This is a genomic window from Streptomyces sp. NPDC005898, from assembly GCF_040629635.1.
In the GTDB taxonomy this organism is placed as follows: domain Bacteria; phylum Actinomycetota; class Actinomycetes; order Streptomycetales; family Streptomycetaceae; genus Streptomyces.
The window spans coordinates 1-24753 of record NZ_JBEXWC010000009.1; the positions used below are offsets into that span (position 1 = coordinate 1).

Annotated in this window: 16 protein-coding genes; 10 read left to right on the top strand and 6 right to left on the bottom strand. The window is 72.5% G+C overall.

Going from position 1 to position 24753, the window contains the following annotated elements; genetic code table 11:
- Window positions 1–215: 215 nt before the first annotated feature.
- The 3 genes from ABZ385_RS14670 to ABZ385_RS14680 all read right to left on the bottom strand — a co-directional run bounded on the left by ABZ385_RS14670 (window position 216) and on the right by ABZ385_RS14680 (window position 6300).
- Window positions 216–1754 carry an alpha/beta hydrolase gene (locus tag ABZ385_RS14670; protein WP_358697753.1) on the bottom strand — a complete coding sequence of 513 codons (1539 nt, stop codon included), beginning with the start codon at window positions 1752–1754 and terminating at the stop codon, window positions 216–218.
- A 75-nt stretch (window positions 1755–1829) separates the two neighbouring features.
- Entirely contained in the window at window positions 1830–3377 is a 1548-nt protein-coding gene (locus tag ABZ385_RS14675) for an alpha/beta hydrolase (protein ID WP_358911577.1), read from the bottom strand.
- A gap of 136 nt (window positions 3378–3513) precedes the next feature.
- Window positions 3514–6300, bottom strand: coding sequence for a lysylphosphatidylglycerol synthase domain-containing protein (locus ABZ385_RS14680; protein ID WP_358911579.1), 2787 nt, complete (start codon window positions 6298–6300; stop codon window positions 3514–3516).
- Window positions 6301–6485: 185 nt separating this feature from the next.
- On the opposite strand from ABZ385_RS14680, the gene ABZ385_RS14685 reads away from it, so the two are divergent.
- From ABZ385_RS14685 to nudC, 6 genes are all read left to right on the top strand, one after another.
- Complete coding sequence (locus ABZ385_RS14685) at window positions 6486–6977, top strand: MGMT family protein (RefSeq protein WP_358583252.1); 492 nt, start codon at window positions 6486–6488, stop codon at window positions 6975–6977.
- A gap of 251 nt (window positions 6978–7228) precedes the next feature.
- Window positions 7229–10933, top strand: coding sequence for an ATP-dependent DNA helicase (locus tag ABZ385_RS14690; RefSeq protein WP_358911581.1), 3705 nt, complete (start codon window positions 7229–7231; stop codon window positions 10931–10933).
- Window positions 10934–11030: 97 nt separating this feature from the next.
- On the top strand, window positions 11031–11732 hold the full coding sequence (locus ABZ385_RS14695; protein WP_358583256.1) for a hypothetical protein: 702 nt from the start codon (window positions 11031–11033) through the stop codon (window positions 11730–11732).
- A 76-nt stretch (window positions 11733–11808) separates the two neighbouring features.
- Window positions 11809–15429, top strand: a complete 3621-nt coding sequence (locus tag ABZ385_RS14700; RefSeq protein WP_358911583.1) for a UvrD-helicase domain-containing protein — start codon at window positions 11809–11811, stop codon at window positions 15427–15429.
- A 10-nt stretch (window positions 15430–15439) separates the two neighbouring features.
- Window positions 15440–16843, top strand: coding sequence for a dipeptidase (locus tag ABZ385_RS14705; RefSeq protein WP_358583259.1), 1404 nt, complete (start codon window positions 15440–15442; stop codon window positions 16841–16843).
- 78 nt (window positions 16844–16921) lie between these two features.
- Entirely contained in the window at window positions 16922–17869 is a 948-nt protein-coding gene (gene nudC / locus ABZ385_RS14710; protein ID WP_358583261.1) for an NAD(+) diphosphatase, read from the top strand.
- A 54-nt stretch (window positions 17870–17923) separates the two neighbouring features.
- Here the strand turns inward: nudC and ABZ385_RS14715 are convergent, their stop codons facing one another.
- Window positions 17924–18166 carry a mycoredoxin gene (locus ABZ385_RS14715; protein ID WP_358583263.1) on the bottom strand — a complete coding sequence of 81 codons (243 nt, stop codon included), beginning with the start codon at window positions 18164–18166 and terminating at the stop codon, window positions 17924–17926.
- 148 nt (window positions 18167–18314) lie between these two features.
- On the opposite strand from ABZ385_RS14715, the gene ABZ385_RS14720 reads away from it, so the two are divergent.
- The 4 genes from ABZ385_RS14720 (at window position 18315) to ABZ385_RS14735 (ending at window position 21885) form a co-directional block, all read left to right on the top strand.
- Window positions 18315–20525 (top strand): ATP-dependent DNA helicase UvrD2, encoded by a 2211-nt coding sequence (locus ABZ385_RS14720; RefSeq protein ID WP_358583265.1) that lies wholly within the window; start codon window positions 18315–18317, stop codon window positions 20523–20525.
- A 165-nt stretch (window positions 20526–20690) separates the two neighbouring features.
- Window positions 20691–21029: a hypothetical protein gene (locus ABZ385_RS14725; RefSeq protein ID WP_358583267.1), complete on the top strand. Its 339-nt coding sequence runs from the start codon at window positions 20691–20693 to the stop codon at window positions 21027–21029.
- A 167-nt stretch (window positions 21030–21196) separates the two neighbouring features.
- Window positions 21197–21565: a WhiB family transcriptional regulator gene (locus ABZ385_RS14730; protein ID WP_358583269.1), complete on the top strand. Its 369-nt coding sequence runs from the start codon at window positions 21197–21199 to the stop codon at window positions 21563–21565.
- Window positions 21562–21885 carry a hypothetical protein gene (locus ABZ385_RS14735; RefSeq protein WP_358583270.1) on the top strand — a complete coding sequence of 108 codons (324 nt, stop codon included), beginning with the start codon at window positions 21562–21564 and terminating at the stop codon, window positions 21883–21885. Before ABZ385_RS14730 ends, ABZ385_RS14735 begins: the two co-directional genes overlap by 4 nt.
- 122 nt (window positions 21886–22007) lie before the next feature.
- On the opposite strand, the gene ABZ385_RS14740 is transcribed toward ABZ385_RS14735, so the two are convergent.
- On the bottom strand, window positions 22008–23384 hold the full coding sequence (locus ABZ385_RS14740; RefSeq protein WP_358583272.1) for an AarF/ABC1/UbiB kinase family protein: 1377 nt from the start codon (window positions 23382–23384) through the stop codon (window positions 22008–22010).
- Window positions 23385–23425: 41 nt separating this feature from the next.
- A complete protein-coding gene (locus ABZ385_RS14745; RefSeq protein ID WP_358583273.1) occupies window positions 23426–24568 on the bottom strand; it encodes a TOMM precursor leader peptide-binding protein in 1143 nt (380 codons plus the stop codon).
- Between the last annotated feature and the right edge of the window lie 185 nt (window positions 24569–24753).

Consider the following 24753-nt stretch of genomic DNA (forward strand, 5'->3'; position numbering starts at 1 on the left):
CGCCCGCAGGGCGGGCCTGGCGGCGTCTGGTGCGTGCGCTCGCAAGGCGGAGGGTCGCCCCGATACTGGTGGTATCGGGGCGATCCCGACAACGCCGCGAGGGTGCGTGCCAGGCGTCGCCAGGCAGACGGGACTTTCACAACACGCCCTAGCGGATCAGGTCCGCTCGGGAGGGGCCCCGCAGCGATGGTGCGGGGCCCTTGCCATGCCGTCGGTCAGGACGCGCAGACCTTCCCGTCCTTCGGTGTCCTGCCGTGCAGCAGGTAGGCGTCGACCGCGTCGTCCACGCACTCGCTGCCGTTGCCGTACGCCCCGTGGCCCTCGCCCTTCCAGGTCATGTGGACACCCACGCCCTCGCCCAGCTCGTCCGCCATCTTGCGGGCGCCCTCGTAGGGGGTGGCGGGGTCGCCGGTGTTGCCGAGGACGAGGATGGGGGCGGAGCCCGGCGCGCGCACGTCGGGGGAGTCGTGCAGACCGGCCACCGGCCAGTCGTAGCACCAGCCGGCCGTGTCCCACGCCAGGAACTCACCGAAGACCGGCGATATGCCGCGGAACCGGGCCAGGCGCTTCTCGGCCTCCCGCGGAGTGGAGCGGTCCTTGGCGTCCAGACAGGAGATCGCCCGCTGCGAGTGGCTCTGCGTGCTGTAACGGCCCGAGGGATCGCGCTCGTTGTAGGCGTCGGCCAGCCGGAGCAGCGCCGTGCCGTCGCCCTTCTCGGCGTCCCGCAGGGCGCCGGTCAGCGCGGGCCAGGTCTGCTTGCTGTACAGGGTGACCAGGACGCCCGTGCTCGCCAGGGACTCGGTCAGCTTCCGGTCGCCGGAGGTGCGCATCGGCTCGCGGTCCAGGCGCGCGAGCAGCTTCTCTATCCTCTTGGCGCCCGCCTTCGGATTCTCGCCCTGGGCCGTGAAGTAGTTGTCGAGGGCGCGCTGGAAGCCGCGCGCCTGGTTCTCCGCGTGGCCGACCGAGTCCGCACTGGGGTCGCTGACCGCGTCCATGGCGAGGCGGCCGACGCGCTCGGGGAACAGGTGCGCGTAGGTGCCGCCGAGTTCGGTGCCGTACGAGATGCCCATGTAGTGCAGCTTGTCGTCACCGAGGGCCTGGCGCATGAGGTCCATGTCGCGGGCGGCCTCGACGGTCGACACATGCCCGATGAGCTTCTTGGCGCCCCGCGCGCAGCCCGCGCCGAAGTCCGCCGCGTCCTTGAAGTACGCCTTCTCCTCGGCCGGGGTGTCCGGCGTCAGGTCGACCTTCTCCTCGGCGGCCTGGGTGGCCTTGTCGTCCCGGCAGCGCACACCCTCGCTGGCGCCGACCCCGCGCGGGTCGAAGCTCACCAGGTCGTACCGCTCGCGCAGCGTGCCGTACATGTCGGCGAAGGACGGCAGGCCGGAGACGCCCGAGCCGCCGGGCCCGCCGAAGTTGAACAGCAGGGAGCCGATGCGGTCGCCCTTGCCGGTGGATCTGGCGCGGATCAGGGCGATGCCGATCGTCTCGCCGTCCGGCTTCGCGTGGTCCAGCGGGACCTGGAGCGTCGCGCACTGCCATGCGGCGCCTGGGGCGGTGCCGCCCTCGGGGGCCTTGCAGCCGTGCCAGTCAAGCTTCTGCGCGGCGCGGCCCTTTCCGGCGCCCTTGTCTTCGCTTCCCCCGCTCTTCCCGTCGTGCTTGTCGTCGTCGGGAGAGCCGCCGCAGCCGACGGCGACCCCCGCCAACAGCACTCCTGCGGCGGCCATGGCCGCGGACCGTACGAAACGCTGCATGTGGCGCTTCCCCCCTTGGAAGACAGTCACGCCATAGTAGGCGGGGTCACTGACAGTGACGTGGCCGGGCTTTTCTCAGGAGCAGACGGTGCCCGCCCCGGGGACCTTGCCGTCCAGCAGATAGCCGTCCACCGCGTCGCGCACACACCGGTTCTCGCTGTCGTACGCCCCGTGCCCCTGGCCCTTGTACGTCAGCTCGACGCCGACGCCCTCGCCGAGCGCCCGCGCCATCGCGCGCGCACCCTCGTACGGCGTGGCCGGGTCGCCGGTGTTGCCGATGACGACGATGGGCGGCGCGCCCTTGGCCGTGACGTCCGGGTGGTCGGCCTGGCCCGGGACGGCCCAGTCGGTGCAACTGACCATGCCCCACGCCAGATAGTCGCCGAACAGCGGTGACGCCTTGCGGAAGGCGGGCAGTCGGTCCTCCACGTCCCGAGTGGAGTAACGCGCCTTGTCGTCCGCGCAGTTGATGGCGACGTTGGCGGCCTGGAGGTTGCTGTACTCGCCGTCCTCGTTCCGGCCGTTCATCGAGTCCGCGAGCGACATCAGGATCCTGCCGTCACCGTCGTACGCCTCTTCGAGCCCCTGGGTGAGGTACGGCCAGAAGTCCTTGGAGTACAGCGACTGGGCGATGCCGGTGGTGGCGGCCGTCTGGGTCAGTTCGCGCGGGGGCAGGCCCGGGATCGGCTTGGCGTCCAGGTCCTTCAGGAACGTGGCGATCTTGTCCTTGACGTCCCGCTCCGTGTCGCCGACCGGGCAGTCCGCGACCTTGGAGGTGCAGTCCTTCGCGAAGTTGTCGAGGGCGAGCTGGAAGCCCTTGGCCTGGCCGAGCGAGCTCTCCTCGGCGTTCTGGGTGGGGTCGACGACGCCGTCGAAGACGGCTCGGCCCACGCGGGCCGGGAACAAGTGCGCGTAGACCCCGCCGAGTTCGGTGCCGTAGGAGATGCCGAAGTAGTGCAGCTTGTCGTCGCCGAGCACCTGGCGCATGAGGTCCATGTCGCGGGCCGCGTCGGTGGTGCGTACGTGGGGGAGCGTCTTGCCGGAGTCCTGCTCGCAGGCCTTGTTGAACGCCTTGACGTTGGCGACCAGCTTCTTCTTCTCGGCGTCGTCGTCGGGGGTGGAGTCCTGCTGGAAGTAGGTGTCGAGCTGTTCGTCGTCCTCGCACGCGACGCCCGCGCTGCGGCCGACCCCGCGCGGGTCGAAGCTCACCAGGTCGTAGCGGGTGCGCAGCTTGGCGTACTCCGCACCGAAGGCGGGCAGCGTGGTGACGCCCGAGCCGCCGGGGCCGCCGAAGTTGAAGACGAGGGAGCCGATGCGCTCGCCCTTGCCGCCGCTCGCGGCGGCCTTGATCAACGCGATGTCGATCGTGTCGCCCTTCGGCTTCGACCAGTCGAGGGGCGCCTTCATGGTGGCGCACTGCCACTCGGCGCCGCCGGGCAGCGGGGAGGGCGCCTCGCCCCCGCCCTCGGACGCGGCGGGCGCGGGACAGTCCTTCCAGCTCAGTTTCTGGGCCGGCAGGTCCTCGTCCTTGGCGTCGCTGTCGCCGCACGCCGCGAGCGTGACGGTCAGGAGCAGGGTGGCGGCGGCCAGGGCGCCGGCGCGTGGCTGGGGCGGTGAGGGCATGTGCCCATCCTGCGCGGGGCCCTGCCCGGCCGCTCGGGGCACGGGCCGAGCGGGTGAGGTGGGGGTGCGTGGGCGGGCGGGCGCGGCGGTGTGCTGCTGGGGGCGGGGTGAGCCGCTCCCCGCGCTCCGCGGAGCGCTAAAGCAGCCCCTTCCTTGTGAGGTGGTTGAAGAACAGCCAGCCGGGGAGCACCGGGAGCCACAGGGTCAGGAGCCGGTAGAGGAGCACGGCGGGCGCCGCCACCTCCTTGGGGACACCGACCGCGATCAGACCGACCGTCAGTGTCGCCTCGACCGCGCCCACACCGCCGGGAGTCGGCGCCGCCGATCCCAGGGCGTTGCCCGCGAGGAAGACCACCGCGACGCTCGCGAGACTCAGCGAGGTCATCTCCTCGTTGCCGAAGGCCCGCACGGAGGCGTCCAGGCACAGCACGAACATCAGGGTGAGCAGCAGCATCCCGCCGATGCCGGTGAGCAGCTTCTTCGGCCGCTGGAGCACATCCAGCATGCGCGGCACGACACCGGCGAAAAGCGACCGCACGCGCGTGACGATGAATTTCCGCAGGAACGGGATCGCCGTCACGACGAGGACGAGCACCGCGACCGACAGCAGCCCGGCGATGACCGTGCGGGACGGCGTGAACGACGGCGTCTTCTCCGTCCCCGTGAGATAGCCGAAGATCAGCAGCAGCAGGATGTGCGAGCCGAGCCCGAAGAGCTGCGAGGCACCGACACTCGCGACCGCGAGCCCGGAGCGCACTCCGGAACGCTGGAGGAAGCGCGTGTTCAGCGCGACACCGCCGACCGCGGCGGGCGCCACGATCTTCACGAACGACCCGGCGACCTGCGCCGCCACCGCCCGCAGGAAGGGTACCCGCTCCGGCACGAAGCCCAGCAGGCTCATCGCGGCCGCGAAGTAGCTCAGCGCGGAGAACCCGACGGCGGCGGCCACCCAGCCCCACTCGGCCTCCTGGAAGAGCTTGCCGAACTCGACGTGGGTGAGCTGCGACAGCAGGAAGTACGCGCCGATGGCGCCGGCGATGAAACTGATCAGCGTGCGGGGCCTGATCCGCTCCAGCTGCGCCGGCTCGACCGGCGCCGTCGGGCGGATGAGCAGCACCTGGTGGCGGATCTGGGTGAGCAGGTCCTCCTCGCGGGCCTGCTCCAGGGCGTCTTCTATGGCCTGCTTCTCGGCCTGCTGCTCCTGCTTGGCCGCCTGCTTCTCGGCCTTCTGCGACGGCTTGGGCGTCTGGAGCGCCTGGTGCGCCTTGTGCGCCGAGTCCTCCGCGGCCGCCGCCTCCGCGCGCACGCTCCTGGACCTGCGGGAGGCCTCCAGGACGGCCTCGCGCTCGCGCTGGGACCGTTCCCGGGCCAGCCTGCGCAGCGTGGCGCGGGTGGAGCGGGTGAGGGCGATGGGCTGCAGCAGCGGGAGGCAGTCGGCCACCGCGTCCGGACCGATGATCTCGACGGCGGAGGCGACCGCCCGCTCGGCGCCCACACGCAGGCCGAGGGTGGTCAGGAGCTGGGCGATGTCCATCCGCAGGACCAGGTCGCCCGCGGCGATCTCGCCGCCGCGCAGGTCCGTGAGGATGACCGCGCCGGAACGATCCACCAGGACCGCGTCGCCCGCCAGCCTGCGGTGGGCGATGCGCCGGGACTGCAGCGCCCTCACCTGCCGCCAGGTCTCGCACAGCAGCTCGTCGGTGACGGCCTCGTCCGGCAGGGAGTCCAGGGAGCGGCCACCGGTGTGCTCGTACACGAGCATCACGGCGTCGGGGCCCAGCTCGGAGGTGGCGATCAGCTTCGGGGCGTTGGCCCCGGCGGCGATCGCCGCGTAGGCGAGCAGGGCCTCCTGCTCCAGAGCCTGGCGCAGCGACTGCAAGCTGCGCCGCTGCGTGATGCCGCGCAGTGTCAGCCTGCGCCAGACGCGGTAGAAGAAGCCCTGCGCCTGCTGCTCCCGGTCGATGACCGTGACGTCGAGGGGCGGGCCGTCCTCCAGGGTGACGAAGTAGCGGCGCCCCCGGTCGCCGTGCTCGCTGTCCGGGGACTCCTCACGGGAGGCGCTCACGGGCCGGAAGCCGACGTGCCGCAGGCCCGCGAGCAGCGTCTGCCCGGTGGGCCGTACGTTCGGCGAGCCGACCGCGTAGAGCGTGCCGTACGCCACCGTCCAGCCGATGAGCACCGTCAGAAGGATCGAGAACGGCGTGGTGTAGCCGGTGACGAGCATCGTGAACGCGTCGAGCAGCAGCACGACGAACAGCACCAGGCGCCAGCGCGGCCTGCGGGACATGCCGACCGCCGTCATGTACGCGATGACGGGCGCGAGGTAGCCGTGCACCGGGTCGGTGAAGGCGTGGAGGTCCGCCGGGGACGGCTTTGTGAGCGCGTCCTGGATGGAGTCGGGGGCGGCCTTGGCGACCCACAGGTCGGTCGCCAGCGTCACGCCGTGCGCGAGGACGGCCGCCAGGACCCCGTCGGCGATGCGCAGGCCGTCGCGTTTGATCAGCCGTTCGATCGCGAACGCGACGGGGACGAGCAGCACGCCGATGCTGGCGACGAGCCCCGCCACCTTGATCAGCAGATCGGGGGCCTGGTCCGTGCCCTTGTCGATGTCCTGTTCGAGCCCGGACGTCGTGCCGTGCGCGAACGCGGCGATCGAGAGGAGCACCACGAGCGCGAGGACGCCGACGAGCAGCCGCATGAGGTCGGAGGGGCGGTGCACGCGCGCGGAGAGCAGCGGTTCGTCGCGCTCCACGCGGTCCGGGTGGGCTCCGCCCTCGGCGCAGTCGTCGCCGCCGAGCCTCTCGTCGTCCTTCGTCAGGGCGGGCTCACCGGTGTCCAGGTGTGACTCGGACGCAGAGGTGCCCGCCTTCTCATCGGGATGCACGCCCTGCTGCTCCGTCGTCTCTTCTTGATCTCGTATCACCAGTCACCGCCCGCACGATGGTGGCATGCCGCGTCGCCGCAGGGGGGCATCAGGGGGCAACGCGAGGACGCGAAGTGGTCACGAAACGGCACATCGCGGACCCTGGGGCGCCCGGTGGGCCGCCTTCCGGGGCCCCGCGCGGCAGCCGGGCCGCTGTGTCGGTGGGATACGGCAGGATGGTCCGGATGAGCGAGCAGAGCCGAGCGGGACAGACGCCGCCCGAGGCGGAACAGGCGCTTCCGGAGTACGCGGAGCGGGTCCTCGGCGTCGCGGAACTGATCCCTCCGGGGCGCGTGATGACGTACGGGGACGTCGCCGAGTGGCTGGAGGAGGGCGGCCCGCGCCAGGTGGGACGCGTGATGGCCCTCTACGGAGGAGGTGTCCCGTGGTGGCGTGTCGTGCGCTCCGACGGCGTCCTGCTGCCGGGGCACGAACTGCGGGCCCTGGAGCGCTACCGCGAGGAGGGCACCCCCTTGCGCCAGGCCTCGCGCGCCACCCAAGGGCACGTCCCGAAGCTCGACATGCGGCGGGCGCGCTGGGACGGGTGTGATGTGCGCGACGTGAGTGACATGCGTGACATCGCCGAGGGGGCAGAGGTGATGTCGGTCCGTCCCTTGCGGGCGCAGGGCGACGGCGCGGATGACGCGCGCCCGCAGGCTCCGAAGGCTCACACCTGACAGCTTCCGGCATCGGGAGGCCCGGCGGGGAGCCGGTGGCCCGTACGGGGGAACCCACACGTCCCCCGTGCCCACTGGCGTAGCGTCGACAGCGCGCATCCCCGTCACCTCATGACCCCCGCGCGCCCACTTCTCGACCAGCACCCCCACCAGGACCGGCGACCCACGTGAGTTCCCCCTCTTCCGCCCGGCACATCCGGCACCCGTCGCACCACCAGGTACGACAGGGGTCCCCGGGTGCCTACCGACTGGTGCGCACCCCGCCGGCTCGGACGGAACCCCCTCGCTTGGACGCAGGTCAGCGCCGTGTGGTTGACCACGAGAACGGTCCGCTCCTCGTCCTCGCGGGCCCCGGCACCGGCAAGACGACCACCCTGGTGGAGGCCGTCGCCGCGCGAGTCGCCCGGGGCGCGGACCCCGCCCGGCTGCTGGTCCTCACCTTCAGCCGCAAGGCCGCCGTCGAACTGCGCGACCGCATGGCGCTGCGCATAGGGGCGGCGCGCGCCCCACAGGCCACGACGTTCCACTCGTTCTGCTACGCCCTCGTGCGGGCCCACCAGGACGCCGAGCTGTTCGTCGAGCCGCTGCGGCTGCTGTCCGGTCCCGAGCAGGACGTGGCGGTACGGGAGCTGCTCGCGGGCCAGATCGACCTCGCGAAGGAGGGCCGGGGGCACGTCCGCTGGCCGGACGAACTGCGCGCCTGCCTCACCACCCGCGGCTTCGCCGACGAGGTGCGCGCGGTGCTCGCCCGCAGCCGCGAGCTGGGCCTCGGCCCGGCCGCCCTGGACGCCTTCGCCCGCCGCAGCGGCCGCCCCGACTGGGGGGCGGCGGCGGCCTTCCTCGCCGAGTACCTGGACGTGCTCGACCTGCAAGGAGTAGTCGACTACGCGGAACTGGTGCACCGTGCGGTGCTGCTCGCGCGCCGCCCCGAGGTGGCGCGGGCACTCGGCACGCGGTACGACGCCGTCTTCGTCGACGAGTACCAGGACACCGATCCGGCACAGGTACGGCTGCTGCACGCCCTCTCCGGAGGCGGCCGGACCCTCGTCGCCTTCGGAGACCCCGACCAGTCGATCTACACCTTCCGGGGCGCCGATGTGAACGGCATCCTGGAGTTCCCGTACGACTTCCCGCGCGCGGACGGCACGCCGGCGCCGGTCGAGGTCCTGACGACGTCCCGCAGGTCCGGCGCGCAGCTGCTCGACGCCACCCGGCTGCTCACCCGCCGCATGCCCCTCACCAGGCTGCCGGCGGACAAGGTGCGGGCCCACCGGGAGCTGACGCCGGTCAGAGACGGCGGCCGGGTCGAGGTGTACACGTATCCGACGGCCGGTACGGAACTGGACAACATCGCCGACATCCTGCGCCGCGCCCACCTGGAGGACGGCGTCCCCTGGGGCGACATGGCGGTCCTGGTCAGGGCCGGCGCCCGCACCATCCCGGCGGTACGCCGCAGCCTCAGCGCGGCGGGCGTCCCCCTGGAGATCGACGGTGACGACATCGCCCTGCGCCACGAGCCGGCGGTGACACCGCTGCTGACCGCGCTGCGGGTGGTGGCCACGGCGGTCATCTCGGAGGCGTCCACGGAGCCTTCCGCCCCGGAGACGGCGACCTCGGAGCCCTTGCCCGGCCCCGACACGGCGACGCCCCTCGCCGAAGCGACGTCCTCCGCAGAAGCCGCCCCCCTCGTAAAAGGCACGCTCTCTGAAGCGGGCACCACCGGGATTGCGGCGGACGGGGCCGGAATCGCGGCGGCCGAGACTGCAGCAGGCGTACCCAAAAATGCGCCGGGCGCACCCCGGATCGCGGCGGGCGTGCCCGGGAATGCGGCGGACACGACCGGGATCGCAGCGGGCGCGGCCGAGACCGCGGCTGACGCGAGCGGGGTCGTGGCAGGCGCGCCCGAGACCGCAGTAGGTGCGCCCGGGAACGCGGCTGACGCGGCCGAGACCGCAGCAGGCGCGCCCGGGACCACGGCGGACGCAACCGGGACCGCGGCGGACGCAACCGAGACCGCGGCGGACGCAACCGAGACCGCGGCGGGCACCGCCGCGACCGTTCGCACCGTGCCCTCCTGGCTCGACACCGAGACCGCGCTGGCCCTGCTGACCTCCCCGCTGGCCGGGATGGACGCCGCCGACCTGCGGCGGCTCGGCCGCGCCCTGCGTGAGGAGGAGCGCGCGGCGGGCAACCACCTGCCGCCGCCCTCCGACGAGCTGCTGGCCCGCGCCCTCGCCGAGCCCGAGCGGCTCGTCGCGCACGACCCCGCCTACGCCCGGGGCGCCCAGCGGCTCGGCGCGCTGCTCCGCAAGGCCCGGGAGCGCCTCGCGGGCGGCGGCACGGCCGAAGAGGCCCTATGGGAGCTGTGGGACGGCACACCCTGGCCCGCGCGCCTGGAGCGCACCGCGCGGCGCGGAGGAGCGGCGGGCCGCAACGCGGACCGCGACCTGGACGCGGTCTGCGCGCTGTTCGCCGCCGCGGCCCGCGCCGAGGAGCGCATCGGCGGGCGTGGCGCCCTGAACTTCCTGGAGGAGACCGAGGCGCAGGACATCGCCGCGGACACCCTCACGCGCCGCGCGGCACGCCCCGACGCCGTACGTCTGATGACGGCCCACCGCTCCAAGGGCCTGGAATGGCGGCTCGTCGTCGTGGCGGGCGTGCAGGAGGGCCTCTGGCCCGACCTGCGCCGCCGCGGCTCCCTCCTGGAGGCGGACCGCATCGGCCGCGACGGTCTCGCCGAACCGCTCACCCCCGGAGCGCTCCTCTCCGAAGAGCGCCGCCTGTTCTACGTGGCGGCCACGCGCGCGCGCGAGCGCCTCGTCGTGACGGCGGTCAAGGCCCCCGCGGACGACGGGGACCAGCCCTCCCGCTTCCTCACCGAACTCGGCGTCGAGCCCAAGGACGTGACCGGCCGCCCCCGCCGCCCCCTGTCCGTGGCCGCGCTCGTGGCCGAACTGCGGGCCACCACCGTCGACCCACGTGTCTCCGAGCCCCTGCGCGAGGCGGCCGCCCAGCGCCTCGCCCGCCTGGCCGCGCTCAGCGACGGCGACGGGCGCCCGCTGGTGCCCTCCGCCCATCCCTACCGCTGGTGGGGCATGTACGAGCCGACGGTGAGCGAGGTCCCCCTGCGGGACCGCGACAAGCCCGTGGTGCTCTCCGGAAGCGCGCTGGACCAGCTCGCCAACACCTGCTCCCTGCAGTGGTTCCTGGGCCGCGAGGTGAAGGCGGACGCTCCCGCGACCGCCGCTCAGGGCTTCGGCAACGTGGTGCACGTCCTCGCCGACGAGGTCGCCTCCGGACGCACCCCCGCCGACCTCGCCGTCCTCATGGAACGCCTCGACTCCGTGTGGGACGCCCTCGCCTTCGACGCCCCCTGGAAGTCGGCCCAGGAGAAGGAGCACGCGCGCGTGGCGCTCGAACGCTTCCTCCAGTGGCACGTCGACTCCAACGGCACGCGCGGCGGCCGCACACCCGTCGCCAGCGAGCACGGCTTCGACGTGACGCTCGAAGCGGGCCCCTACGAAGTACGCGTACGAGGCTCGATGGACCGCGTGGAGCAGGACGCGGAAGGCCGCGCCTACGTAGTGGACTTCAAGACGGGCAAGCACGCCCCGACCGCCGCCGAGGTCGCCCGCCACCCGCAGCTCGCCGTCTACCAGCTCGCGGTCCGCGAGGGCGCCGCCGACGACGTCTTCGCGGGCGCCCGCCCCGAGCCGGGCGGCGCCGAACTGGTGCAGCTGCGCCAGGGCGCCGCCAAGAAGAACGGCGGCGACACCCTCCCCAAGGTCCAGGCCCAGGAGCCCCTCTCCGGAGAGTGGATCGGCGACCTCCTCGCGACGGCCGCGGGCAAGGTGCTCGACGAACGCTTCACACCCACCACGGGCCAGCACTGCACCCACTGCGCCTTCCGCGCCTCGTGCAGCGCGCGCCCGGAGGGGCGGCAGGTCGTGGAGTGACCTGGTGCCGGAGCACTCCCTCCCGCGATCTAAGGTCTCAGTAAAGACATGCTGTGCACCGATCGGCGGTGCACCATTTTTGAGGAGACACGTACATATGGCAGCCAATCGGAAGCTCCTTGCGGTGGCCGTCGCCTGCTCCGCCGCCGTCATCGGCCTGGCGGGCTGCGGCAGTGACGACGAGAAGAAGGACCCCTTCGAGGGGATGAGCGCCGACAAGATCGCCAAGAAGGCGTCCGACGCCTCCAAGGACGCGGGCTCCTTCCGGGTCTCCGGCAAGGGTGAGCAGGACGGCAAGGCGATCAAGGTCGACTTCTCGGTCGCCAAGTCCGGCGAGTGCAAGGGCAAGATGGACGGTGGCGCCCAGGGCGCCGCCGAGCTGCTCGTCGTCGACGGCAATCAGTACATGAAGGGCGACGAGGCGTTCTGGAAGGACGCCATGGGCGGCGGCTCCCAGGCCTCGCGTCTCAAGGACAAGTGGGTCAAGACGCCGAACCAGAAGAAGGAAGGCGCCTGCCAGGCGGACGACATGTTCAAGTCGGGCGAGCTGAAGGGCCTCAAGCGGGAGAAGGACGCCGAGGTCGACGGCAAGACGGCGGCCGTCCTGACCAAGACCAAGTCGGGCAAGAAGTCCACCTTCTACGTCGCCACCGAGGGCAAGCCCTACTTCCTGAAGGTCGTCAACACGGGCAAGGACGACCCGGGCACGATGTACTTCTCCGACTACGGCAAGCCCGTCGAGGTCAAGGCCCCGCCGGCCGGCGAGATCATGGACCTCAAGGAACTCATGAGCTCCTGACGCACGCGCGCGACGGCGGTGGCCGCGGGGGACCGGCTCGTCCCGGTTGTCAGTGGCCACCGCTAGCCTCTCTGACGTGCCACCTCGTATCACCGACCCCGAGCAGCTCAAGGAGCTCCTGGGGATCCCGTTCACCCCGGAGCAGACGGCGTGCATCACCGCGCCGCCCGCCCCGCAGGTGATCGTGGCCGGAGCCGGCTCCGGCAAGACGACGGTGATGGCGGCCCGCGTGGTCTGGCTGGTCGGCACCGGCCAGGTCGCCCCGGAGCAGGTCCTCGGCCTGACGTTCACGAACAAGGCGGCGGGCGAGCTGGCCGACCGGGTGCGCCAGGCGCTGATCAGGGCCGGCGTCACCGACCCGGAGGCAGTGGACCCGGACAATCCGCCGGGCGAGCCGGTCATCTCCACGTACCACGCCTTCGCGGGCCGCCTCCTGACCGACCACGGCCTGCGCATCGGCCTGGAGCCGAGCTCCCGGCTGCTCGCCGACGCCACCCGCTTCCAGCTCGCCGCACGCGTGCTGCGCGAGGCCCCAGGGCCCTATCCGGCCCTGACCCGCTCCTTCCCCGACCTCGTCAGCGACCTCCTCGCCCTCGACAGCGAGCTGGCGGAGCACCTCGTCCGGCCCGAGAGCCTTCGCGCGTACGACACCGGACTGCTGCGCGCCCTGGACGGCGTGAAGCTCTCCAACGCCGACCTGCGCAAGGTCCCGGAGACGGCGGCGGCGCGCCTGGAGCTCGCCGAACTCGTCGGGCTGTACCGCGCGGCCAAGCGCTCCCGCGACCTCCTCGACTTCGGCGACCAGATCGCCCTCTCCGCCACGCTCGCCCGCACCCGCGCGGAGGTCGGCGAGATCCTGCGGGACGAGTTCCGCGTCGTCCTCCTCGACGAGTACCAGGACACGTCCGTCGCCCAGCGCATCCTCCTGTCCGGCCTGTTCGGCGGCGGCACGGGCCACCCGGTGACGGCGGTCGGCGACCCCTGCCAGGCGATCTACGGCTGGCGCGGCGCCTCGGTGGCCAACCTCGACGACTTCCCCGAGCACTTCCCGTACGCCGACGGCCGCCCCGCCACCCGGCACGCGCTCAGCGAGAACCGCCGCAGCGGCGGCCGCCTCCTGGACCTCGCCAACACCCTCGCGGAGCCCCTGCGCGCGATGCACGCGGGCGTGGAGGCACTGCGCCCCGCGCCCGGCGCCGAGCGCGACGGCGTGGTGCGCTGCGCGCTGCTGCGCACGCATGCCGAGGAGATCGACTGGCTCGCCGACTCCATCGCCCACCTCGTACGCACCGGCAAGGCCCCCGGCGAGATCGCCGTCCTGTGCCGCACGGCGACGGACTTCGCCGAGATCCAGGGCGCGCTCGTCGCCCGCGACATCCCCGTGGAGGTCGTCGGCCTCTCCGGCCTCCTCCACCTCCCCGAGGTCGCCGACCTGGTGGCCGTCTGCGAGGTCCTCCAGGACCCGGGGGCGAACGCCTCCCTGGTGCGGCTGCTCACCGGACCGCGCTGGCGGATCGGCCCCCGCGACCTCGCCCTCCTCGGCCGCCGCGCCCGCCTCCTCGTCCGCCCGGGGCACACCGCCCCCGAGGACCCGGACCGGCGCCTCGCCGAGGCCGTCGAAGGGGTCGACCCGGCCGAGGTGATATCGCTCGCGGACGCCCTGGACACCTTCCTGGAGTCCTCCCTGGGCCCTGACGAGGCGTCCCGGCGGGACGACGGCCTGCCCTTCTCCGCCGACGCCAGGGTGCGCTTCGCCCGGCTCGCCGCCGAGCTGCGCGAACTGCGGCGGTCGCTGTCCGACCCGCTGATGGACGTCCTGCACCGCGTGCTTGCCGTGACCGGCCTGGAGGTGGAGCTGTCCGCGTCGCCGGGCGCCCTCGCGGCCCGCCGCCGCGAGACCCTCTCCAACTTCCTGGACGTCGCCGCCTCCTTCGCCGCGAACGACAGCGGCGCGACACTGCTGGCCTTCCTCGGCTTCCTGCGCACCGCCGCGCAGTACGAAAAGGGCCTCGACAACGCCCTGCCGGGCGGCGAGAACACCGTCAAGGTGCTCACCGCCCACCGGTCCAAGGGCCTGGAGTGGGACGTCGTCGCCGTCCCCGGGCTGGTCGAGGGCACCTTCCCGAGCGCTCAGGGCCGCGAGAAATGGACCGCCCAGGCCAAGGTCGTCCCGCACGCACTGCGCGGCGACGCGGCCACCCTGCCCGACATCGAGACGTGGGACGCCAAGGGCATGAAGGCCTTCCACGAAGCCATGAAGGACCACCAGCGCACCGAGGAACTGCGCCTCGGCTACGTGACCTTCACCCGCCCCCGCTCCCTGCTCCTGGGCTCGGGCCACTGGTGGGGCCCCTCCCAGAAGAAGCCACGCGGCCCCTCCGACTTCCTGTGGGCCCTGCACGACCACTGCGTGGCCGGCCACGGTGAGATCGAGGCCTGGACCGACGAGCCGACCGAGGACGAGGAGAACCCCGCCCTGCGCGAGGGGAGCGCCGACCAGGCGTGGCCGCTGCCGCTGGACGACGCCTCCCTGGCCCGCCGCCGCGCCGCCGCCCGGACCGTCCTCGACCATCTGGAGCGCCTGACCCGCGACGGCACGCCGGAACCCGCCCGCGCCCACACGGAGGCCCACCCGTCGGCGCACGACGACGTCCCGCCGGCCGAGGACCCGGAGTGGCCGCCCCCTCCAGAGGACGAAGACGGCCCCTACGGAGACGTCGATTTCCCCGACGCCTACGAGGACGCCGCCTTCCCCGACGCCGAAGCCGGCGCCGACCCCGCGGACTGGGACGCCCTGGCGACGGAGCGCCCCACGATCCCGCGCCCCGCGGACGCCCCTCCCGCCGAGGGCAGCGGCCCCGCCGGCCCCGCCGCTTCGGCGGCCCACGCGCGCGTACCGCTCCCCGCGCAGCCTTCCGGAGCACGCCCGCACCCCGCCGACGGCGAAGACGATCGGGGCGAGCGGACGCTTCTCACTCCGGAGGAAACCCGCACCCTCGCCTCCTGGGACCGCGACCTGGACGCCCTCACCGGAGAGCTCCTGCGCTCCCGGGAGGCCGTCAGGGACATCCCCGTGCCGCCGTCGCTCACCGCGTCCGAGCTGATGCGCCTGGCCGCCGACCCCGACGGTTTCGCCAAGGACCTCGCCCGGCCCATGCCCCGCCCGCCACAGCCCGCGGCCCGCCGCGGCACCCGCTTCCACGCCTGGGTCGAGTCCCGCTTCGAGGAACTGACCCTGCCGATGCTCGCCCCCGAGGACCTCCCCGGCGGCGGCCCGGACGAGGCCGAGATCGCCGACGAGCGCGATCTGGAAGCCCTCAAGGAGGCCTTCGAGCGCACCGAGTACGCCCGTCGCACGCCCCACCGCGTCGAGGTGCCCTTCCAGTTCGTCATCGCCGGCCGCGTGATCCGGGGGCGCGTCGACGCCGTCTACAAGGAAGGTGACGGAGACGACACGACGTACGAGATCGTCGACTGGAAGACCAGCCGCACCCACAGCGCCGACCCGCTCCAGCTCGCCGTCTACCGCCTCGCCTGGGCCGAGCAGCAGGGCGTCCCCCTGGAGTCGGTGAAGGCCGCCTTCCTGTATGTGCGCAGCGGGGAGACGGCCCGGCCGAGGAATCTCCCGGGCCGCGCCGAGCTCGAACGCCTGCTCCTCGCGGAACCACCGGACGAGCCCGCCCCGGACGGCGGATAGGCTCGTGACCATGAGCGAGACACCGGACAGCGCCGTCCGCACGTACATCGACCACCACCGTGCCGCCTTCCTCGACGACCTCGCCGAGTGGCTGCGCATCCCGTCCGTGTCGGCCCAGCCCGACCACGCCGGGGACGTGCGCCGCAGCGCCGAGTGGCTCGCCGCCGCCCTCAAGGAGACCGGCTTCCCGACGGCTGAGGTCTGGCAGACCCCGGGAGCGCCCGCCGTCTTCGCCGAGTGGCCCTCGGACGACCCGCAGGCCCCTACGGTGCTCGTCTACGGCCACCACGACGTGCAGCCGGCGGCCTGCGAGGACGGCTGGACGACCGACCCCTTCGAGCCGGTCGTCCAGGGAAACCGCCTCCACGCGCGCGGGGCGGCCGACGACAAGGGCCAGGTCTTCTTCCACACCCTCGGCGTCCGGGCCCACCTCGCCGCCACCGGCCGCCACGCGCCGGCCGTGAACCTCAAGCTGCTCGTCGAGGGCGAGGAGGAGTCCGGCTCCCCGCACTTCCGAGAGCTGATCGAGGCCCACAAGGAGCGCATCGCCGCCGACGCGGTGATCGTCTCCGACACCGGCATGTGGTCGCGGGACACCCCCACGGTCTGCACCGGCATGCGCGGCCTCGCCGAGTGCGAGATCGTGCTGCACGGCCCCGACCAGGACATCCACTCCGGCTCGTTCGGCGGCGCCGTGCCGAACCCGGCCACCGAGATCGCCCGCCTGGTCGCCGCCCTGCACGACGAGCACGGGCGCGTGGCGATCCCCGGCTTCTACGAAGGCATCACGGAACTGACCGACCGCGAGCGCGAACTCTTCGCCGAGCTGCCCTTCGACGAGGAGCGCTGGCTGCGGACCGCGAAGTCGCACGGCACCCGGGGAGAGGCCGGATTCACCACCCTGGAGCGCGTCTGGGCCCGCCCGACGGCCGAGGTCAACGGCATCGGCGGCGGCTACCAGGGCGAGGGCAGCAAGACGATCATCCCGTCGTCCGCCCTGGCGAAGATCTCCTTCCGGCTGGTCGCCGGCCAGGACCTGGGGCACGTCGAAGAGGCCGTACGGGCCTGGGCCGCCGACCAGGTGCCCGCCGGAATCCGTCACACGGTCACCTTCAGCCCCGGCACCCGCCCGTGTCTGACCCCGCTCGACCACCCGGCCCTGAAGTCCGTGGCCCGCGCGATGGGCCGCGCCTTCGAGCAGCCGATCCGCTTCACGCGCGAGGGCGGCTCCGGACCCGCGGCCGACCTCCAGGACGTCCTCGCCGCACCCGTGCTCTTCCTCGGCATCTCCGTCCCGTCCGACGGCTGGCACGCGCCGAACGAGAAGGTCGAGATCGACCTCCTCCTCAAGGGCGTCGAGACGGCCGCCTACCTGTGGGGCGATCTCGCGGAGAACTGGCGCGATGCGCCCTGACCATCCCCGCGACGCCGACCACGTCCTGCCGCACGCCTGGCTGAACCACCCATTCCACCGGGGGAGTAGGAAGCACCTGTGACCACCTGGACCGACAGCACCGCCGAGCGCCCCGTGTCGTTGACCGCGCCGAGCGGCATCGACCGCGCGGCCCATCACCGCATGGACGAGGCCTGGCTGGCCGCCGCCTGGAGCCACCCGACCACCCGGGTCTTCGTGGTCTCCGGCGGCCAGGTGCTCATCGACGAGACGCCCGAAGGCCGCACCGAACTGGTGATGACACCGGCCTTCGAGGCGCCGCTCACCGAGGAACACCGTTACTTCCTCGGCACCGACGACGACGGCGTCAGCTACTTCGCGCTCCAGAAGGACACCCTGCCGGGCCGCATGGACCAGTCGGCGCGCCCGGCCGGGCTGCGCGAGGCGGGGCTGCTGCTCTCACCCCGGGACGCGGGCCTGATGGTGCACGCCGTCGCCCTGGAGAACTGGCAGCGCCTGCACCGCTTCTGCTCGCGCTGCGGCGAGCGCACGGTCATCGCCGCGGCGGGCCACATCCGCCGCTGCCAGGCGTGCGGCGCCGAGCACTACCCGCGCACGGACCCCGCGGTGATCATGGCGGTCAGGGACAGTGAGGACCGCATCCTCCTCGGCCGGCAGGTGCACTGGCCGGAAGGGCGCTTCTCGACGCTCGCGGGCTTCGTCGAGCCGGGCGAGTCCATCGAGCAGTCGGTGCGGCGCGAGGTCTTCGAAGAGGCGGGCGTCACGGTCGGCGACGTCGAGTACGTCGCGAGCCAGCCCTGGCCGTTCCCCTCCAGCCTGATGCTGGGCTTCATGGCCGACGCGACCTCCTCGGAGATCAACGTCGACGGCGAGGAGATCCACGAGGCCCGCTGGTTCTCCCGGGAAGACCTGCGGGCCGCGTTCGAGTCCGGGGAGGTCCTGCCTCCCTACGGCATCTCGATCGCGGCCCGACTGATCGAACTCTGGTACGGCAAGCCCCTGCCGAAGCCGGGGACCGTGGGCTGAGCAGCCCGGCCCCCGGCCTGTGCCGCACCTCAGGCACCCCGCTGCCGCTGGGCCTCAGGCGTCGAGCTTCTGCTTGACCTGGGCGAGCGAGGGGTTCGTGAGCGTCGAGCCGTCCGGGAAGAGAACGGTGGGAACTGTCTGGTTTCCGCCGTTCGCCTTCTCGACGAAGGCCGCCGAGTCGGGGTCCTGCTCGATGTTGATCTCGGTGTACGCGATGCCCTCGCGGTCCATCTGACCCTTGAGGCGGCGGCAGTAGCCGCACCACGTGGTGCTGTACATCGTCACAGTGCCCGGCATGTGTGTCGTGCTCCTTCGTAGCTCGGGTGCGTCTCGCACTGACACGAACGTACGGGACCCGGCCGCCATTCCCGCATTAGTACGACCGCACCCGCCCCCCTGTGGACAACCGGCTCGCCCGCCCCCGGCGACCTGGCAGCATGGCAGGGTGACATCAGCAACGCACACCACCCTCTTCCCGCAGGTCCCGGACTCTGCCGACGCGGTGCTCGCCGGGCTCGACCCCGAGCAGCGCGAGGTGGCCACCGCCCTGCACGGGCCGGTGTGCGTCCTCGCGGGCGCCGGCACCGGCAAGACGCGGGCGATCACCCACCGGATCGCCTATGGGGTGCGCGCCGGCATCCTCCAGCCCTCCAGCGTGCTGGCCGTCACGTTCACCAACCGCGCCGCCGGCGAGATGCGCGGCCGGCTGCGCCAGCTCGGCGCCTCCGGCGTCCAGGCCCGCACCTTCCACTCCGCGGCCCTGCGCCAGCTCCAGTTCTTCTGGCCGAAAGCAGTCGGTGGCTCCCTGCCGAGGATCGTCGACCGGAAGATCAAGCTGGTCGCGGACGCGGCCGCCGCCTGCCGCATCCGCCTGGACCGCAACGAGCTGCGCGATCTGACCAGTGAGATCGAATGGTCCAAGGTCACCCAGACCGTCCCCTCGGACTACGCGGCCGCGGCGGCCAAATCCGGCCGTCTCGTCCCGCGCGACCCCGCCGAGATCGCCCAGCTCTACGCCGCGTACGAAGACCTCAAGCGCGACCGCGCCGTCATCGACTTCGAGGACGTCCTGCTCCTCGCCGTCGGCATCCTCCAGGACCGGCACGACATCGCCGAGCAGGTCCGCACGCAGTACCAGCACTTCGTGGTGGACGAGTACCAGGACGTGAGCCCCCTCCAGCAGCGCCTCCTGGAGCTGTGGCTGGGAGAGCGCGACAGCCTCTGCGTCGTCGGCGACGCCAGCCAGACGATCTACTCCTTCACCGGCGCCACCCCGGACCACCTGCTGAACTTCCGCACCCGCCACCCGGGAGCCACGGTCGTCAAGCTGGTCCGCGACTACCGCTCCACCCCCCAGGTCGTCCACCTCGCCAACGGCCTGCTCTCCCAGGCCCGCGGCCGCGCCGCCGACCACCGCCTGGAACTGATCTCCCAGCGCGACCCCGGCACGGAGCCGGTCTACACGGAGTACGCGGACGAGCCGGCCGAAGCCGAGGGCGCCGCCCGCCGCATCCGGACCCTCCTCGCCGACGGCGTCCCGGCCAGCGAGATCGCGGTCCTCTTCCGTACGAACTCGCAGTCCGAGATCTACGAACAGGCACTCGCCGACGCCGGCGTCCCCTACCAGCTGCGCGGCGCCGAGCGGTTCTTCGAGCGCACCGAGGTCCGCGAGGCCGGCGCGGCCCTGCGCGGCGCCGCCCGCTTCGGGGGCAACGACGCGCTCCTCGACGACGTGGTCGACCTGCCCTCCCAGGTGCGGGCCGTGCTGTCGACCAAGGGCTGGACGCACCAGCCCCCCGCCGGCTCGGGCGCGGTCCGCGACCGCTGGGAGTCCCTGGCCGCGCTGGTGCGCCTCGCCGAGGACTTCGCGCGGGCCAAGCCGGAGGCGACCCTGGCCGACCTGGTGGCCGAACTGGACGAGCGGGCGAACGCCCAGCACGCCCCCACCGTCGAGGGCGTCACGCTGGCCTCGCTCCATGCGGCCAAGGGGCTGGAGTGGGACAGCGTGTTCCTCGTCGGTCTCGCCGAGGGCATGATGCCGATCACCTACGCCAAGACCGACGAGCAGATCGAGGAGGAGCGCCGCCTCCTCTATGTGGGGGTGACCCGCGCCCGCACGCACCTCTCCCTGTCCTGGGCCCTGTCCCGTTCGCCGGGCGGCCGTCCCAACCGCCGCCCGAGCCGGTTCCTGGACGGGCTGCGCCCGGGCTCCGGGGCGGGCGCGGCGGGGCGCGCGGCGGGTGGCGGTCCCGGCGGTGTCGAGCGCGGCAGCGCGGGGGAGGGCCCGGCGACGGCGGTGGGACGCGTGCAGCGCAAGAATCGCGCCCCGGCCCGCTGCCGGGTCTGCGGCAGGACCCTCACCGACGCGGGCGAGCTGAAGCTCATGCGGTGCGAGGACTGCCCGTCGGACATGGACGAGGGGCTCTATGAGCGGCTGCGGGAATGGCGTGCCGTCCAGGCGAAGCAGCTGGGGCAGCCCGCGTACTGCGTCTTCACGGACAAGACCTTGATCGCCATCGCGGAGGCCGTGCCGGACGACGAGGGCGAGCTGGCGCGCATCCCCGGGGTCGGTGTCCGCAAGTTCCACCGCTTCGGCGCCGAGGTGCTCGCTATCTGCGCAGGTCAGGACGGTGTAAGGGGCGCCGACGGCGAGTGATTCAAACTCGTCGAAAAAATAGTTTGCGCATGCGCAAGGATGACCCATAGGTTCTTAAGCACGGGAACGGCGGCTTCTCCGAAGCCCTGGTCCCGTGCTGTACTTGTCAGCCCCGCAGGATCGGTTCCGGTCGATCCCATAGACGCCGAGAGGAGGCGAATTCCAGTGATCAGCATCAACGAGAGCTTCACCAGCACCGTCAAAATGACCGATCGCTCGGTCGTCGCTTCCTGCCTGCTCGGCTTCTCGCACCAGGGCACCGGTCTGTCCGGCGGCATCGCCGCCGTGCGTCCGCTGTCCGCCCTGCCTCTCGCCGGTCTCCCCATGGGTGAGGCCATCGAGGGCAATGAGCGACCGACCGAGGCACCGGAAGCAGCAGTAGCGAAGACGCAGGCCCAGGCCTATGCCTTCGCGGCGGCCGGTGCCGGATTCCGCAAGCAGACGACGCAGCACCACACGATGTGGGCCTTCCGTGGGCTCGAACCCTGGAGTGATCCAGTCTGATCTCGATCAGACAGGCGCCTTCAGGGCCGCGGAACCCCACCCGGGATCCGCGGCCCTTCTGTTTTCCCCAAAACAGGGAGACAGAGCGAAGGGGCCAATGCAAGACCCGGTACCAGCCGCCAACCGGCCGACCCAGGCCGGCACGACCAGACGAGGAAAACACCACCGTGCAACTCGAAGCGCACGCCCCGTCCGTACCGCCTTCACAGACGATCTCCCCGCACACGCCCACGGAGGACCAGGCCTTGACCCCCCTGACCGCGCTCACCGCGCTCGACGACGCCATCGAGAACCTCGGCGTACCCGTTCCCTGCCGTGCCTACGACCCCGAGGTCTTCTTCGCGGAGTCCCCGGCCGATGTCGAGTACGCCAAGTCCCTCTGCCGTACCTGCCCGCTGATGGAGGCCTGCCTCGCCGGCGCCAAGGAGCGGCGTGAGCCGTGGGGCGTCTGGGGCGGCGAGCTGTTCGTCCAGGGTGTGGTGGTCGCCCGCAAGCGGCCCCGCGGCCGCCCGCGCAAGAACCCGGTCGTCGCATGAACACCGCCGGAACCATCGATCGCCCCCTGACGCACGACCCCAAGAAGCAGGCCCCGATGAAGACAGCCACCCGCGAGCCCGCAGGCTCCGCGACCCGAGACTTCACCACCACCGGCGCGCACACCTCGCGCCAGAACAGGACCCGAGAGATGCAACTCATCCCAGAAGCCATGGCTCGTGCGCATGTGCACGAACGACTGCGTGAAGCCGACGCGCAGCGCCCGGCCGAGCGCTTGCTGGCAGCCCGCCGCATGCAGCGCCGCGCGGAGCGCGCCTCGATGCGTGCCCGACGCGCGCTCGCCATGGCACTCATGCAGTAACAAGCAGTACCAGGTAGTAACAGTCAGTGAATCTCGCGGGGGCCGTCCGACCGGACAGGCCTCCGCGCCGCGTTGTGCGTCAGCACGGGGCCGGAGCCTCGGTCGGGCCGGGCTGCCCTCGCTCAGGCCTCCAGCGCCGCCTCGCCCTCCTCGCGCGCCTCCGCCGGCTCCTCCGCCTCGGTCACGAAGCCGGGGAGCCACTCCTCCAGCTCGTCCCGCATCCGCACCGTCGCGCCCAGCTGGCACAGCACCCCGATGGTGCTCAGCGTCACCCGGTGTATCAGCAGATACGACGGCGGGAGATTCAGCCGCTTGCCCAGTTGGTAGGCGGGGGAGCGGGGATCGGCGACCCGGGCGGCCTGGCTGCGTATCCAGCCCCGGGTGAAGGTGAACTCCTCCACCAGCATCGGCTCGATGATCGGCAGGAGGTAGTCGAGCACCGCGTCCGGCTCGAGCTCGACGGTCTCCTTGACGAACCCTTCCTCGCGCAACATGTCGTAGACCGCGTCGGCCTCGCCGTCCAGCGTCATCCGCAGGGACGCACCGATGGGCGAGGGCAATCCGCCCGGCAGCCGGTCCACGGTGCCGAAGTCCAGGACACCGAGCCGCCAGCCGCTCTCCTCGTCCGGCAGCAGGCGGAAGTTGCCCGGGTGCGGGTCGGCGTGGAGCAGCCCCGTGCGCGCCGGACCCGAGAAGAGGAAGCGGGTGAGCAGCTGGCCCGCCCGGTCGCGCTGCTCCAGGGTGCCGTTCGCTATCACCTCGGACAGGGGTATTCCGTCGATCCACTCGGTGACGAGGACCTGCTCGCTCTGGTGCACCACCCCGGGCACGACCACGTCCGGGTCATCGGCGAACTCCAGGGCGTGTGCCTCCTGGGCCTGCGCCTCCAGGCTGTAGTCGAGCTCTTCGGAGACCCGGTCGCGCAGCTCGGTGATGAGCGGCTTGATGTCCATCCCCGGTATCAGCGGCCCCAGAAGGCGGGCGAACCGGCTCAGCTGGTTGAGGTCGGACAGCAGGGCCTCGCCCGCTCCCGGGTACTGCACCTTGACGGCGACCTGGCGTCCGTCCTCCCAGACCGCCCGGTGCACCTGGCCGATCGACGCGGCGGCCGCCGGCTTGTCGTCGAACTCCAGGAACCGCTCGCGCCAGTCCTCGCCGAGTCGCTCCCTGAGCACGGTGTGCACGGTGCTCGTCGGCATCGGGGGCGCCGCCTCCTGGAGCTTTGTCAGCGCCGCGCGGTAGGGCCCCGCGACCTCCTCGGGCAGCGCCGACTCGAAGACGGACAGTGCCTGCCCGAACTTCATGGCGCCGCCCTTGAGCTCGCCCAGGACCTTGAACAACTGCTCCGCGGTCCGCTGCTGCAGCTCACGGCCGACGATCTCCGCCGACTTGCCGCCGATCCGCTTTCCGAGCCCCCAGGTCGCGCGTCCCGCGAAGCCGAGCGGCAGCGCGGCCAGTTTGGCGGTTCGGGTGACCGCCTTCCGGGGAAGATCAGACATGCGCCCCTCCAAGTCCCAGACAGCCACGCCTTCGCAGGCGGTTACCCGGCCATTGTTGCGTGTTGGTCCATCTGCGCGGTGAGCCGATCCCCCTTAACGTGCGCACCGGCCCCGCAAGGGCAGGCGGGATGGGGTGAAATCGGGCGACTGTGCCAGTCGAAGCCGGGAATGGACGCCTCCCAGCGGACTCCCGCGCAGGCAGCGGATGTGCCGTCCAGGAAGGCGAGGGCGTGCCCCGCGACCATTCCGGCGACCGAGGTGGACAGGGCCAGGTCGCACGCGGGCACGTGCCGCGCTCTGCCCGAGCGCCACTGGGCCAGCATCCGGGCCCAGGTGGGATCGCGGTCCGAGCGCTGCCGGGTGAGGCAGCCCGCGCAGGCGGTCGTCCCGGGCAGGACCAGGGGGCCCACCACACCCGTGCCTTCGATCACTCCGGCGTAGAGGTGGGGTGTGCCCGCCGCGAGCAGGTCCGCCGCGGCCGCCGCGTCGGGGGCGTACGCGTCCAGTCCCTCTCGTGGGGCGATGATCACCAGGGAGAGCCCGGCCTCCCCCTCCCGTGCCGGAGCCGAACGGGGCGCCCGCGGTGACCGGTCGGGTGCCGCCTGCCGCACGAGCCGGCGCGCGGTCGTGTCCCTGCGCTCCCCGACCGCCTCGGCCGGCAGCCCGCCCGGCGCGACGTCCCACGGCTCCACATGGCCACCGTCCAGCACCTCGACCCGGCCCACGCCCGCCCCCGCGAGGAGGGAGGCCACCACGGCGCCCACCCGCCCCGCGCCCTGGACACGCACGCGCACGCTCCGGCGCGCCGCCATTTTCTCCATCGCTTCACCCGGTTCGGAGGCGAGGAGCGAGAGCGAGGCCAGGTCGGCCCGCAGCCGGTCCAGGGGGCCGCTCCTGCCGCGCAGGGCGTCGGCCGCCGGGCCGCCGCCCGTCGAGTCGTCGAGCAGGCCGGCCCGCGACAGCTCCGCCAGCAGCCGGTCCACATGCCCCTCGGGCAGCCCCATCCGCTTGGCCTCCTCGCGCAGGAGCGGCAGCCCGCGGGTACCGTCGAGCAGCGTCAGGAAGCTGCCCGTCGCGGTGTCCATCGGGCCGAGCACCAGGGCATGCGCGGGCGCCACCCCGAACTGCACGGTGCTCAGGTCCCGCCAGCCGCGCCGCAGCGCGGGCTTCAAGGTCGGATGCATGGTCGTCCCCCGTCGTCCGGTCGGCGCGCTTCCGTCCGCCGCGCCGATCGAATGCCAGAATGCCCGCCTCGCCGAAAGCCCGCGTCCCGTTGTCCACAGGCACGGTGTGCTTGTCGTACTAACCGGTCGTCCTGCCCTCGGCCGAATCGGTCGTCCTGGCCTCGGCCCAAGCGGTTGTCCTGGCC